This window comes from Arthrobacter sp. KBS0703 (genome assembly GCF_002008315.2).
Classification (GTDB): domain Bacteria; phylum Actinomycetota; class Actinomycetes; order Actinomycetales; family Micrococcaceae; genus Arthrobacter.
The window spans coordinates 4,003,048-4,015,287 of sequence record NZ_MVDG02000001.1; the positions used below are offsets into that span (position 1 = coordinate 4,003,048).

General features: G+C 67.1%; 14 protein-coding genes and 1 pseudogene. 8 read left to right on the plus strand and 7 right to left on the minus strand.

The features are described from left to right. The first annotated feature begins 23 nt into the window (after positions 1–23). Together B1A87_RS18565 and B1A87_RS18570 are read left to right on the plus strand one after the other, a co-directional pair. The gene (locus tag B1A87_RS18565; RefSeq protein WP_078028468.1) at positions 24–650 is read left to right on the plus strand and encodes an FMN reductase; all 627 of its coding nucleotides are present in this window, start codon (positions 24–26) and stop codon (positions 648–650) included. A 48-nt stretch (positions 651–698) separates the two neighbouring features. Next, entirely contained in the window at positions 699–1,016 is a 318-nt protein-coding gene (locus tag B1A87_RS18570) for a zf-TFIIB domain-containing protein (protein ID WP_078028467.1), read from the plus strand. Positions 1,017–1,045: 29 nt separating this feature from the next. On the opposite strand, the gene B1A87_RS18575 is transcribed toward B1A87_RS18570, so the two are convergent. Continuing rightward, positions 1,046–1,609, minus strand: coding sequence for a hypothetical protein (locus B1A87_RS18575; protein ID WP_078028398.1), 564 nt, complete (start codon positions 1,607–1,609; stop codon positions 1,046–1,048). Between the two features lie 4 nt (positions 1,610–1,613). Then, positions 1,614–2,081, minus strand: a complete 468-nt coding sequence (locus tag B1A87_RS18580) for a hypothetical protein (protein ID WP_078028397.1) — start codon at positions 2,079–2,081, stop codon at positions 1,614–1,616. Positions 2,082–2,742: 661 nt separating this feature from the next. Between B1A87_RS18580 and dnaB the strand changes: the two genes are divergently transcribed. Continuing rightward, complete coding sequence (gene dnaB, locus B1A87_RS18585; RefSeq protein ID WP_078028396.1) at positions 2,743–4,125, plus strand: replicative DNA helicase; 1,383 nt, start codon at positions 2,743–2,745, stop codon at positions 4,123–4,125. Between the two features lie 6 nt (positions 4,126–4,131). Here dnaB and B1A87_RS18590 read toward each other — a convergent pair whose 3' ends face one another. Further along, entirely contained in the window at positions 4,132–5,103 is a 972-nt protein-coding gene (locus B1A87_RS18590; RefSeq protein ID WP_078028395.1) for an acyl-CoA thioesterase, read from the minus strand. A gap of 128 nt (positions 5,104–5,231) precedes the next feature. Continuing rightward, a complete protein-coding gene (locus tag B1A87_RS24215; RefSeq protein ID WP_260680952.1) occupies positions 5,232–5,612 on the minus strand; it encodes a hypothetical protein in 381 nt (126 codons plus the stop codon). 100 nt (positions 5,613–5,712) lie between these two features. On the opposite strand from B1A87_RS24215, the gene B1A87_RS24220 reads away from it, so the two are divergent. Continuing rightward, entirely contained in the window at positions 5,713–6,531 is an 819-nt protein-coding gene (locus tag B1A87_RS24220) for a hypothetical protein (RefSeq protein ID WP_260680953.1), read from the plus strand. 118 nt (positions 6,532–6,649) lie between these two features. Here the strand turns inward: B1A87_RS24220 and B1A87_RS18600 are convergent, their stop codons facing one another. Continuing rightward, positions 6,650–7,084 carry a DoxX family protein gene (locus tag B1A87_RS18600; protein WP_078028394.1) on the minus strand — a complete coding sequence of 145 codons (435 nt, stop codon included), beginning with the start codon at positions 7,082–7,084 and terminating at the stop codon, positions 6,650–6,652. A gap of 135 nt (positions 7,085–7,219) precedes the next feature. Then, complete coding sequence (locus B1A87_RS18605) at positions 7,220–7,822, minus strand: antibiotic biosynthesis monooxygenase (RefSeq protein ID WP_078028393.1); 603 nt, start codon at positions 7,820–7,822, stop codon at positions 7,220–7,222. 50 nt (positions 7,823–7,872) lie between these two features. On the opposite strand from B1A87_RS18605, the pseudogene B1A87_RS18610 reads away from it, so the two are divergent. The 3 genes and pseudogenes from B1A87_RS18610 (at position 7,873) to B1A87_RS18620 (ending at position 10,420) form a co-directional block, all read left to right on the plus strand. Then, positions 7,873–9,247 (plus strand): annotated as a pseudogene (locus B1A87_RS18610) (MATE family efflux transporter). A gap of 111 nt (positions 9,248–9,358) precedes the next feature. Continuing rightward, positions 9,359–9,946, plus strand: coding sequence for a hypothetical protein (locus B1A87_RS18615; protein WP_078028391.1), 588 nt, complete (start codon positions 9,359–9,361; stop codon positions 9,944–9,946). A 102-nt stretch (positions 9,947–10,048) separates the two neighbouring features. Then, positions 10,049–10,420, plus strand: coding sequence for a hypothetical protein (locus B1A87_RS18620; RefSeq protein WP_078028390.1), 372 nt, complete (start codon positions 10,049–10,051; stop codon positions 10,418–10,420). Between the two features lie 25 nt (positions 10,421–10,445). On the opposite strand, the gene B1A87_RS18625 is transcribed toward B1A87_RS18620, so the two are convergent. After that, the gene (locus B1A87_RS18625) at positions 10,446–10,988 is read right to left on the minus strand and encodes a CGNR zinc finger domain-containing protein (protein WP_078028389.1); all 543 of its coding nucleotides are present in this window, start codon (positions 10,986–10,988) and stop codon (positions 10,446–10,448) included. Positions 10,989–11,059: 71 nt separating this feature from the next. Here B1A87_RS18625 and B1A87_RS18630 point away from each other — a divergent pair, with 71 nt between their 5' ends. Beyond that, positions 11,060–12,172: a DMT family transporter gene (locus B1A87_RS18630; RefSeq protein WP_260680956.1), complete on the plus strand. Its 1,113-nt coding sequence runs from the start codon at positions 11,060–11,062 to the stop codon at positions 12,170–12,172. Positions 12,173–12,240: the final 68 nt, after the last annotated feature.

A 12,240-nucleotide genomic window follows, 5' to 3' on the forward strand; every position in this document is an offset into this window, starting at 1 on the left:
CAGTCGAACCTGAGGAGACCACCGTGGAGACCCGCCGTATCACCGTTCTGTCCGCCGGCCTGGGAGTGCCGTCGTCGAGCCGCCTGCTCGCCGACCAGCTCGCGGCAGCCGCCAAGCAGCGGCTGGAGGAGGCCGGCTACGAGGTCGCCGTGGATGTGCTGGAACTCCGCGATCTCGCCGTGGAGATCGCCAACAATTTCGTCACGGGCTACGCGGGTCCCCACCTTGCCGATGCGATCGCCGGCGTTGAGGCGTCGGACGGCATCGTTGCCGTCACGCCAGTCTTCAGCGCCTCCTACAGCGGGCTGTTCAAGTCCTTCATGGATGTCCTGGATCCCAAGTCCCTGGACGGTAAGGCCGTGCTGCTGGGCGCCACAGGCGGCACCGACCGCCACCAGATGGTGCTCGAGTACGCCATGCGCCCGCTGTTCAGCTACCTGCGCACGCGTACGGCGGCTACTGCGGTCTTCGCGGGCCCCCAGGACTGGGGCAACACGGACGACGGCGGTACGCCCCTTTCCGCGCGGATCGACCGCGCTGCGGCCGAGTTCAGCCACCTGCTCGAGGGGGCGCAGCCGGGCCGGAAGGCCGCGCCGCTGGAGTCCCTGCCCTTTGAACAGCTGCTGGCGGGCATCGCGGGCGCACGGTAGGCGGGGGCGCGGGTGAACTATTCCCGGTATCCGCTCGTTGTGCCGGACATGAAGTGTCCTGTTGATTCTGTAGACCTGATCATGAGCGAACGCAGCGGCGTCGAAATCGACTACTGCCGCCAGTGCCGGGGGGTATGGCTTGACCGCGGGGAGCTGGACAAGATCATTGACCGTGTGGCCGCCGGGGGACCGGCGCCTGCCCCGGCTGTCGGCATGGCCCCGCCTCCGCTGTACCGGAACCACGAGCCGTGGCGTGAGCAGCCCCGCTACGATGACCGTGGCCACGGCAAGGGCCATGACCGTGACTACGACCGCCGCCGGCCCAAGAAGAAGGACGGCTGGCTGGGTGACCTCTTCGACTTCTAGTCGCTGCTGCGGGGTTCCCTGCCGGAGGCTTAGTCGTCAAGCAGCGCGATGAATTCGCGGGCCTGCTTCATGGTGATATCCGAGTGCCTGGTCAGCGCGGTGGCTGCGGCTTCCGTGTTGCCGCTTTTGGCGAGCGTACGGATGCGGCCGTAGATCTCGTCGTTCAGCATGTTGCTGCTGACCTCCCGGGTGACGTCGCCCTTGCTGGCGATGGCCCGGTACCGGTAAGGGAAGCGCTGCGGGGTGTCGTCGTCCGCATCGGCCTCGGTGGCCGCCTGGGGCGGCGGGCGGAACGGCTGCGGGTGGGCCGCCAGCGCGGCCACGGCATCGCGCGAGGCCCGGAGGCCCTGGCCTGAGGCCTCGTAGTAGAGCTTGATGGCGGCCATCGCCTGGCCCTGCGCGATCAGGGCATACAGCCGCCGGTGTTCGTCCTCCGAGAGCTTGGCGGCAGCCATTTTCGCCAGTTCCGCGGATTCCGGCGGTGCCTTGGCCGGCCCGGTGGCCTGTCGCCGGCGCCCCCAGGCCCGGGCCGTGAGGGCCACGGCGACGGCGACGGCCACGAGGATCAGGAGGGGGATCACGAGGGATTCCATTGTTCTAAAGCCGATCTACATATTGCTTGGCGGTCAAAAGGTCGGAGTGGGTTGCCTGGCGCAGAAGCTTGATTGCCTGGATTTTCTGCCCGTTGCGCGCCATGGACTGCAACTGGAGGGCCAGCTGCGGATCGAGCTGGCCGCCGGGCAGGACAGCGCCCTGGACAGCGTGCTGCCCCTGGCCTGCGGCTAACCCGGGCCGGCCCAGGAGCGCCGCCCGGGCGTGGTCCTGCTGCTGGGTGTGCTGTTGTTCGTTCTGGCTGGGCCGCGTCGCCGCATCAACGCGGGCACGGGCAGCCGTCGCGGCCTGGACCTGGGCGGCGTAGTGGGCCTGTGAGCGCCTGGCCAGATCCATCTGGTAGCGTTCCGCTTCCGACATGCCCGTATCCCGCGGCTTCAGTGCCGTGGACAGGGCCCAGAGGACAGCCATGAGGATAAGGACAGGCAATATGACTATCAGAACGTCGCCCATAGTTAGAGCTTAGGCCAGATGCGTGGTATCCACAGCATGTGCCGGAGCGCGAATACAGCGGAGGCTCCCGTCGCCGTACGGCCCTCCGGCGGCCAGGCTGTGAGTTTGCCCGCAAGAACCTCGCAAATGCGCATCCGGAAGCCCAAATTACCGGCCGGTATCCCCAGTAACCGGCTTCAGGCTGTGGATGAAGGTTCGTAAATAAATTATCCAGTCCACAGGGCAGAAGCAGTGTTTCCGCAGGTCAGGGCCTATGTAGGCGCGAAAGAAATTTGATTTCCACAGCTTCACCCACAGGCTGTGCACAAGCAGGGGAGCGTTGTGCACAGGTTATCCACAGAGGTGCAGAACTGTGGGCTTTGTGCGTTGCCCGGCGGGCGCTAACGTAGCGGAGACACCCCATCAGGACGCGGTTCCCTTCCGGCCCGGCACACTGAAGCTGACGATTTCCGAGGCTCCGGATGCTCCGTGCTGCCTGTGGAAAACCTGTTGATGAGGCGTCGCTGCGGGGGCACGGCGTCAGCCGGAAAATGTCAGGGCCGGCTGGTGTAGTTGGACTAGCCGCGCAGCAAGTCCCGCTGGACGGCCCACCCACCCGGCATACGGCACACCCGCCGCAGATTTCCACCGGGACCTGCGGACACAATGGAGGACGGCAGCTTTGTCAGTTACGCACCTGGACTCAATCGAGGGCACCCGCAGCTCCGAGGGCAGCCGCAAACCTCCGCAGGATATTCCGGCTGAACAGTCCGTCCTGGGCGGCATGATGCTCTCCAAGGACGCCATCGCGGACGTGGTGGAGATCCTCCGCGGCCAGGACTTCTACCGCCCTGCCCATGAAACCATCTACGAAGCCGTCATCGATCTCTACGGCCGCGGCGAACCGGCCGACGCCGTCACGGTATCGGACGAGCTGACCAAGCGCGGTGAGATCAACAGGATTGGCGGCCCGGCCTACCTCCACGAGCTGATCCAGACCGTTCCCACCGCCGCCAACGCCGGGTACTACGCCGAGATCGTGGCCGAACGGGCCGTTCTCCGGCGACTGGTCAACGCCGGTACCAAGATCGTCCAGCTGGGCTACGGCCAGGACGGCGAAGTCGAAGACCTCGTCAACCAGGCGCAGGCTGAGGTCTACGCCGTCGCCGAGCGCCGGACCGCCGAGGACTACGTCGTCCTGAAGGACGTCATGGAGTCCACGGTGGACGAGATCGAGGCTTCCGGCCACCGCGGCGAAGGCATGGTGGGCGTCCCCACCGGTTTCTACGAGCTGGACGAGCTCACCCACGGACTGCATCCGGGTCAGATGATCGTCATCGCGGCCCGCCCTGCTGTCGGTAAGTCCACCTTCGCGCTGGACTTTGCCCGCTCGGCTGCCATCAAGAACAACCTGGCCACGGTGATGTTCTCCCTCGAAATGGGCCGGAACGAGATTGCCATGCGCCTCCTGTCCGCCGAGGCCACCATCGGGCTGCAGGACCTCCGCAAGGGCACCATCAAGGACGAGCAGTGGTCCAAAATCGCGACCACCATGGGCCGCATGAACGATGCGCCGCTGTTCATTGACGACAGCCCCAACATGTCCCTCATGGAGATCAGGGCCAAGTGCCGGCGCCTCAAGCAGCAGCATGACCTCAAACTCGTCATCCTCGACTACCTGCAGCTCATGAGCTCCGGCAAGAAGGTGGAGTCCCGCCAGCAGGAGGTCTCGGAGTTCTCGCGTGCACTGAAGCTGCTCGCAAAGGAGCTGCAGGTCCCGGTCATCGCGCTGTCACAGCTGAACCGTGGGTCCGAGCAGCGCCAGGACAAGCGGCCCATGGTGTCAGACCTCCGTGAGTCGGGGTCCATCGAGCAGGACGCCGACATGGTGATCCTGCTGCACCGCGAGGACGTCTACGACAAAGAGTCCCCCCGGGCCGGTGAGGCGGACATCCTCATCGCCAAGCACCGTAACGGGCCCACGAAGGACATCGTGGTTGCTTTCCAGGGCCACTACTCGCGCTTTGCCAACATGGCGGCGGACGCCGGGGGCGGCGGGTTCTAGCCGGGCCTATGCGTCCTGCTGCAGCAAGTGGTTCGGCAGCCTGTTTCCCGGCGCGGCGGCACGGATTTCCAGCAGGTGGCGGGCATGCGCGTGGAGGCGCTTGTCCTCGTCCGAAACGGGCACCCATTGGGGAATCGGTACGGAGGTGCCCTCGGCGTCGCGGGCAACCATGACCGTGAGGCAGTAGGTGGTCAGGTTCAGTTCACCGCCCTTGGGGTCGCCCGAGCGGACATGTACTGCTACGTGCATACCTTTGGTGCCGGTGTAGACCAGCCTGGCCTCGACCTCCACCACATGGCCGATCAGGAGCGGGCGGTAGAAGCGGACGCCGCCGGAGAACACCGCCACGGTGTCCTTGCCGCAGTAGCGTGACGCGCAGACATAGGCCGCCTCGTCGATCCACTTCATGACGATCCCGCCGTGGACCTTCCCGCCCCAATTAACGTCCGTTGGCGCCGCCATGAACCGCAGCACCACGCGCTCGGCGGTGCCGGCGTCGGTATATTCCTGGGCGCTCATGGCCTCCACGATCTGTTCGCGGATACCGATGCGGGCCAGGGCGTGGTCCCGCTCCTCAAGTTCCTGCGCGGTGGCGGGTTCGAATTGCTTGACGGGAATGGGCTTGCCGTCCTCGCCCACGGCCACGAAGATCACCATGCACTGGCTGCGCATGGTGGCGGGCCCGCCCTTCGGGTCGCTGGAGGAGACGACGGTGCGGATGTGCATCGAGGACCGGCCGGTGTAAACGATGGTGGCGGCGACCTCCACCATGTCTCCGCTGTTGACGGGGTCCGCGAAGTGGATGTTCCCCACGTAGGCCGTGACGCAGTACGACTTGGCCCAGCCCACGGCGGCGGCGTAGGCGGCCTTGTCCACCCATTCCAGGACTGTTCCGGCGTCCACGGAGCCGCTATGGCCGACGTCGGTGGGGGCCGCTAGGAAGCGGAGGGTCACTGAATTCGCGGCAGTCTCGCTCATGCTCCGAGCTTACCGATGCGGCCAGGTTCCCGGCTTTTGGGCGGACATAATCGCCTCCCGGACTGCCACATGTGGAGTGCTGACACGGAACACTAAAGATAATGATTATCATTAGTGTCATGAATCTTTTACTCATCCACCCGCTCCCTGCTCCCGTCCGACTTAGCCTCCTCGCCGGGACGCTCGGCATCGCCGTCCTGCTCGCTGGCTGCGGCCAGGAGGCGGGCCGGACTGCCGGAACCCCGTCCGGTGCGGCGTCGGACCGGGAGGCGGCCCATCAGAACGCGGGCCCCCGGGAGGTGCGGGCGCCCGAACCGCGGCTCGTATTCACGCATGCGGGCGGCATCGGGGTGCTGGACGCGGCCACCCTGAAGACGGTCGGCGGGACGGAACTGGACGGGTATAACCGCCTCAGCCCTGCGGGGGACGGACGCCACATCCTCGTGGCAGCCGGTGACGCATTCCGCGTCTTCGATTCGGGCGTGTGGACCGAGCGCCACGGCGACCACGGCCACTCCTACGCAGCCGATCCTCAGCTGACAAGCCGTGCGTTCGAGGCGAGCATGCCGGGCCATGTGGTCCGGCATTCCGGTAAGACTGTCCTTTTCAGTGACGGATCAGGCCAGGTGGAGGGTCTTCACGGCCGATCGACTTGGCGCGGCGCTGGAATCCGGGCTGCCGGCGACGTCCACCTACACCGCCCCCGCTGCCCACCACGGCGTGGCGGTGGAGCTGGCCGACGGTAAATTGCTGGTGACCGTGGGCGATGAGGAGGCCCGCAGTGGTGTCGCCCTGCTGGGCGTGGCTCCGGAAGGGCGGGCCCGTGCCGAGATCCTCCGCAGCGATGACTGCCCGGGAGTGCACGGCGAGGCCGTCGCGGGGGAGGATGCCGTTGCGTTCGGATGCGAGGACGGCATGCTGGTCTACAAGGAGGGGAAATTCTCGAAGATCTCCAGCCCCGACCCGTACGGCCGGATGGGCAACCAGGCGGGATCGCCGAAGTCACCGGTGGTACTCGCGGACTACAAGGCGGACAAAGACGCCGTCCTGGAGCGTCCCACCAGGATTTCCTTGGTGAACACCGACTCCGGGAAGCTGAAGCTGGTTGACCTCGGCACGAGCTATTCCTTCCGCTCCCTGGGTCGCGGACCTGCGGGGGAAGCTTTGGTCCTGGGGACCGACGGTGCCCTTCATGTGATCAATCCGCTGACCGGTGCAGTGACGAATAGCATCCCGGTTGTTCAGGCCTGGCAGGAGCCGGAGGTGTGGCAGAATCCCCGGCCCACGCTGTTCGTGCAGGGCGCCACGGCCTACGTCTCAGATCCCGCGGCCAAGAAGATCCACGCCGTGGACCTGAAGAGCGGAAAGGTGGTCAGGTCGGCCGAACTGGAGCACGTCCCGGATGAGCTGACTGGTGTAACCGGCTAGCAGCGGCGCCGATCCCTAGCGGATCGCAGGCGGAACCGTCCGCAAGCGAAACCGACGAAAAACGGCGGCCGCGCACGTGGGTGCGCGGCCGCCGTCGGGCCTTCCGTGAGGCGACGCCCTAGGCGAGGACGCTCAGCTTCGAGCCGGTGCGGCCGAAGAGGGCGCGGTCCACCGAGAGGCGGCCGGCTCCGGTGAGGGCGATGGCGAGGGCGGCGGCGGCCAGCAGCAGGACCAGCTCGTACCCGCCGTTGGCAGCGAAGACGCCAGCCGGAGCGTGCACCAGGAAGAAGGCGCCGAGCATGTCCAGTGCCAGCAGGGCGGCGAAGACCCGGGCGAGCACGCCGAGAATCAGGGCGATGCCGCCGGCCAGTTCGAGGGTGGCGATGACCGGGGCCGCGGCCTCGGCTGCAGGAACGCCCATCTTCGCGAAGGACGCCTGGGTGCCGGCGATGGTGAACTCGCTGAACTTCTGCCAGCCGTGCGCTGCGAAGAGGAATCCGACGATGACGCGCAGGACGGTCAGTGCTGTGGTGGTCAGGGTGGGCTGGTTCATGGAAATTTCGCCGTTCGTATTGGTTGCGTTCGGTCTTGGGAGCGGGCGATCGGATCGCCTGTTGCTTCTATTCCACTGTCCCGCACAGTTGGTTGAAGTGTCAACTAATTGTGACGGTTCGCACGGTACGGGTCCCTATGATCGCCTTTTCCGGAGCCATGGACCGAGCAACCTGGTGGCCGCCGGGAGGAAAATGTACGTCATGAGCGGGGTGAGGATGCAGGTGGCCAGGAGCACCTGGAGCACCAGCGGCCAGTCCTGCGTCACAGGGTGCAGCAGGAAGTTGGCCAGCAGGCTGAGGGGAAAGAACGGCAGGAAGATGCTGACCATCTGTTTCCACCGCGGGGGCACCACGGTCTCCGGAACGGCGAGGTGGACATCGCCGGGCTGGGCGAACCAGCCTTCGATCCCGGTGCGGCGCTCCACCCGGGTGATCTCGACCAAGCCGGCGGCACTGTCGATCCACCAGCGGCGCTCCTCGGACTGCTCCCAGTCGTTGAGGAGGTCAGCGTCCGCGAAGCGGTACAGCATGTGCCATTCGTCGGAATCCGCTGCCGACCGGACCCACCCGGAGCCGAGGTAGCCGGGCCATTCGCGGGCCAGTTCCTGGCCGGCGTGTGCCCAGGCGCTGGCCTGGCGCGTGCGGCCCGGGAGGACAGTGCGGGCAATGGACACGGTCACGGGCTGTGGCAGCGATTCTGTGTGTTGCACTGCAGGAATATTACCGGGTCGGGTCATCGGGCCGGCCGCAGGGCGGCCCGCCCGTCACCGGCCGCTAGGCTGAAACGGTGCCCCACTCACCTTCCACCGCGGTTCCGGCCGTGAAATCGAACAGCCACGCCCGCGAAATCCTGCGCCTTGCGGTCCCCGCGTTCGGTGCCCTGATCGCGGAGCCGCTGTTCCTGCTCGCCGATTCCGCGATCGTAGGCCACTTGGGGGTTGCCCAGCTGGCCGGTGTCGGGCTCGCCTCGGCCCTGCTGCATACGGCCTGTCTCTTATACACATCTAGATGTGTATAAGAGACAGCTGGCCTACTCCACCACCCCCGCCGTGGCGCGCGCGATCGGCGACGGACAGTTCGCCAAGGCCCTGGCCGCCGGACGCGACGGCGTGTGGCTGGCCCTGTCTCTTATACACATCTTCCTCGCGGCGGCGGGCTTCGTCGCCGCGGAACCGCTGGTGGGACTGATGGGCGCCGCCGGCGAGGTCCGTTCCTTCGCGGTGGACTATCTGCGCTGGTCCATGCCCGGGCTGGTGGCCATGCTGCTGATCTTCGCCGGCACGGGGGTGCTCCGGGGACTCCAGGACACCAGGACACCGCTGGTGGTGGCCACGGCCGGGTTCGCCCTGAATATCGCACTGAACCTCATGCTGGTCTACGGCCTGGGCTGGTCCGTCACGGGCTCCGCGGTCGGAACCAGCATCGCGCAGTGGGCCATGGCGGCCGTCTATCTCCTGATAGTGCAGCGAAATGCGCGCAGCCACGGCGTTTCGCTCCTGCCTGACTGGCGCGGGATCCGCGGCATGACGAAGGTGGGTTCGTGGCTGATGCTCCGGACCCTGAGCCTCCGGATTGCCATCCTGGCCACCGTCCTGGTGGTCACGGCCCAGGGTGCCGTGAACCTCGCTGCGCACCAGCTGGCCATGACCGTCTTTACCTTCCTTGCGTTTGCGCTGGACGCCCTTGCCATCGCCGCGCAGGCGCTCATCGGGAGGGAGTTGGGGGCCTCCAACCCGGAGAAGGCCCGGCTGCTGACCCGGACCATGATCCGCTGGGGCACCGGCTTTGGCGTGGTGACGGGCGTGCTGCTCGCCGCGGCAGCCCCGTTCGACGGCGCGTTGTTCACTTCCGACGCCGGTGTCCAGTCACTTCTCGCGTCTGCCCTGCTGGTGCTGGCGGCAGGGCAGCCCATTGCGGGGTACGTGTTCGTCCTGGACGGCGTGTTGATCGGGGCCGGTGATGCCAGATATTTGGCGATTGCCGGCGTCGTGAATCTCGCCGTTTACCTGCCGATGCTCCTGGCGGTTCCGCTCTGGGGACCGGGCGGCGCCGCGGCGCTGGTCTGGGTCTGGGTGGCGTTCTCGCTGGGCTACATGCTGGCCCGGGCCATGACGCTGGGGCTCAGGGCACGCACGGACCGCTGGATGGTGCTCGGCTCCTGATGCGGGTCCTCGCGGCCGCCGGGGACAGGCCGGCCCGGGCTGGGGCCGGTCTGAAGGACCGGCTGCCGGTGCCGGCTTCGACGAAACGGGCGGGCGAACTAAACTGGACCGGTGACTTCCCCCGTGAACCCCGTTGAAGCCTCCGCGCCCGCCCACCAGACGGAACTGTGGAAGCCCGTGCTGCTGCGCGCCGCCGCCGCACTGGCGTTCGGCGCCGTGACCGTGTTCTGGGCGGCTCCCTCCGAAGCGGGGATGAGCTGGGCGGGAGGGGCATACCTCCTGGCAACCGGCGCCGTCCTGCTCTGGGGCATCCCGCTGACCGGCTTCCGTCGCGACGCGGCTCCCGGCCGGGCCATGTCCGCAGCGGCGTCGGTCCTCACTGGCGCAGGTGTCAGCGTCCTGATCCTGCAGGGCAGCCTGCTGTTCGCCGTTATCGCCGCTTTGGGCCTCGCCGCCGTGGCCGCTGCCGAACTGTATGCAGGCATCAGGTTCAGGGGACGTCATGTCCTGGCGCGGGACTGGCTCGCCTCGGGTGTCGTTGGCCTCGGAACGGCCGCTGCCCTGCCGTTCTTCACACCCCTAGGCCCGCACGCGCTGCTGGGCGTTGCCGGCGGCGGAGCCATCATCTCCGGCGTGCTCTGGATCCTGGCAGGTCTTTCGCTCAGGCATGATGCGCGGACGCCCGCCGCAAGGCCGTAAACTAGAACGTAAGGGTTCTACTCCCTGTAGAACAATGGCAGTAGGCCAATCACATCACAACGGGCAGGCCGCATCCATGCCGCCCGCATTGGAGGAAGCACTGTGGCACACCAGAAACCAGGAGAACCGCGGAACCTGCGGACCTCGGTTAAGGGACCCCTGATGTTCTCCGCGTTTTGGGCTGTGGTGGCATTTGTCGCAGTGCTGATCTTCGCCTCCGGCGGCAGCTCGCGCGCTCCCCGCTTCGACCTCGCCTTCACGGGCGCGGGTATTGCCTTCATTGTCACCCTGGTCATCGCGGCCATGCTGTCCATGAGCTACAAGGACAACGCCGAGCACCTCGGGAAGGGCTCCGGCGTTAACCTCAGCTCGGCCAAGAAGCCGTCGCACGGCCTTGGCGGACACGGCCAGAAGCCGGGTCCCGTTGCGCCGCGTCCCTCGGACGACTCAAGTCCCGACGGCGGCGCCTCCTAGCAGCGAAACCTCGGGGCTGTTGCCCCTAGCCAGCCGCGCGGCGCGCCCGATAGGCCGCCACATGGGCGCGGTTGGCGCAGTTTCCCGTGTCGCAATACCTCTTGGACCGGTTCCGGCTGAGGTCCAGCACCACCGCGTTGCAGTCATCGGCCGCACACACCAGCATCCGGTCCATTTCCTTGCTGCGGATCACGTCCACCAGGGCCATGGCTGCCTCCGTTCCCATTCTGTCCGCCAGCGGCGCTTCGCGGGTGGTGGCATGGAGGTGCCAGTCCCACTGGTCGTGCTTCAGGAGCTGGGGAAGGGCATGGGCTTCGCGCAGCAGCCGGTTCACGCCGGCCACGGCCGTATCCTCGTCCGCGGTCCACAGGGCAGCAAGGTCTGACCGCAGCGCGTGCACGCTGGCTAGCTCCGAGGCGTCCCGTGTGCGGGATCCGGTGAATCCCTCCGCCCGGAGGAACTCGTCCAGGTCCGCCACAGTGGCCAGCTTTTCCTCGCCGTTGGCTGCGCTGTTGATGAGGTGCACCACGGTCCGCAGCGCCACCTCCGTGTCAGGGGCAAAAACCATCTTGACTCCTTACAGTGCCGCGGCGTAATGTCATTACCAACACCCTACTTTACTCCTGACAGGAGGCAGCCGTGCCTGCATCCAGCAATCGCGCCAAAATGCCGCAGCCGGCGTCGCCCGCAGCATGGGCTGCTACCGCGACATCCGCCACGGCGCCGTCCCCGTCGTCGGCACCTGTTTCGGCGGCTGGTCCGGCCCGCCCCGCGGCGTCGGGGTTCCTGGCCTCGGGCCTGGGCATTGCCCTGTTTTCCTCAGCCGTCTTCGGCCTCTCCGGGTCCTTCGCCAAGGCTCTCCTGGAAACCGGCTGGACCCCGGGTGCCGCCGTCACCGCCCGGCTGACGGGCGCCGCGCTCATCCTGGCCATCCCTGCGATCCCCGCGCTGCGCGGACGGTGGCACCAGCTGCGGGATAACTGGGTGACCATCGTGCTGTTCGGCCTGATCGGCGTGGCGGCCTGCCAGCTGTTCTACTTCAACGCGGTGGCCCGGCTGTCGGTCGGTGTGGCACTGCTCCTGGAGTACCTCGCCCCGGTGCTGATCGTGCTGTGGATGTGGGCGGCGAGCCGGAAGCGGCCGCGCCCGCTGACCATCGCCGGAACGCTCCTGTCGCTGGGCGGGCTGGTCCTGGTGCTCGACCTGACGGGCGCCGTCAAGATCGATTTCGTCGGGGTGCTCTGGGGCATTGCCGCCGCAGTCTGCCTCGCCATCTATTTCTTCATCACGGCCAAGGAAAACGACACCCTTCCGCCCATCGTCCTGGCCTCCGGAGGGCTTATGGTGGGCGCCGCGATCATGTGGCTGGCCGCCGCCACGGGCCTGCTGCCCATGGCCTTCAGTACGGCTGACACGAAACTGGGGCCCTGGGCCATGCCGTGGTGGGTTTCCCTCGGCGGGCTGGTGGTGCTGGCCACCGTGCTGGCCTACGTCTCCGGAATCATGGCCGCGCGAGCCCTGGGATCGAAAGTGGCGTCCTTCGTGTCGCTGACCGAGGTGCTGTTTGCCGTGCTCTGGGCGTGGCTGCTGCTGGGCGAACTGCCGGGCGCCATCCAGCTCCTCGGCGGGATGCTGATCGTGGGCGGGGTCGTGCTGGTCCGGCTGGACGAACTCAAGGGACTCGAGCCGCGGACCGGCCCCGGCACTCCCTCGCCGCTCAACCACGTAAACGCCGTCGAACCCGTTCCGTAAGCGGAAGCCTCCAAGCGGGGCAAGGGGTTAAACGCCAGGAGGGCCGGACGCGTGCGTCCGGCCCCCCT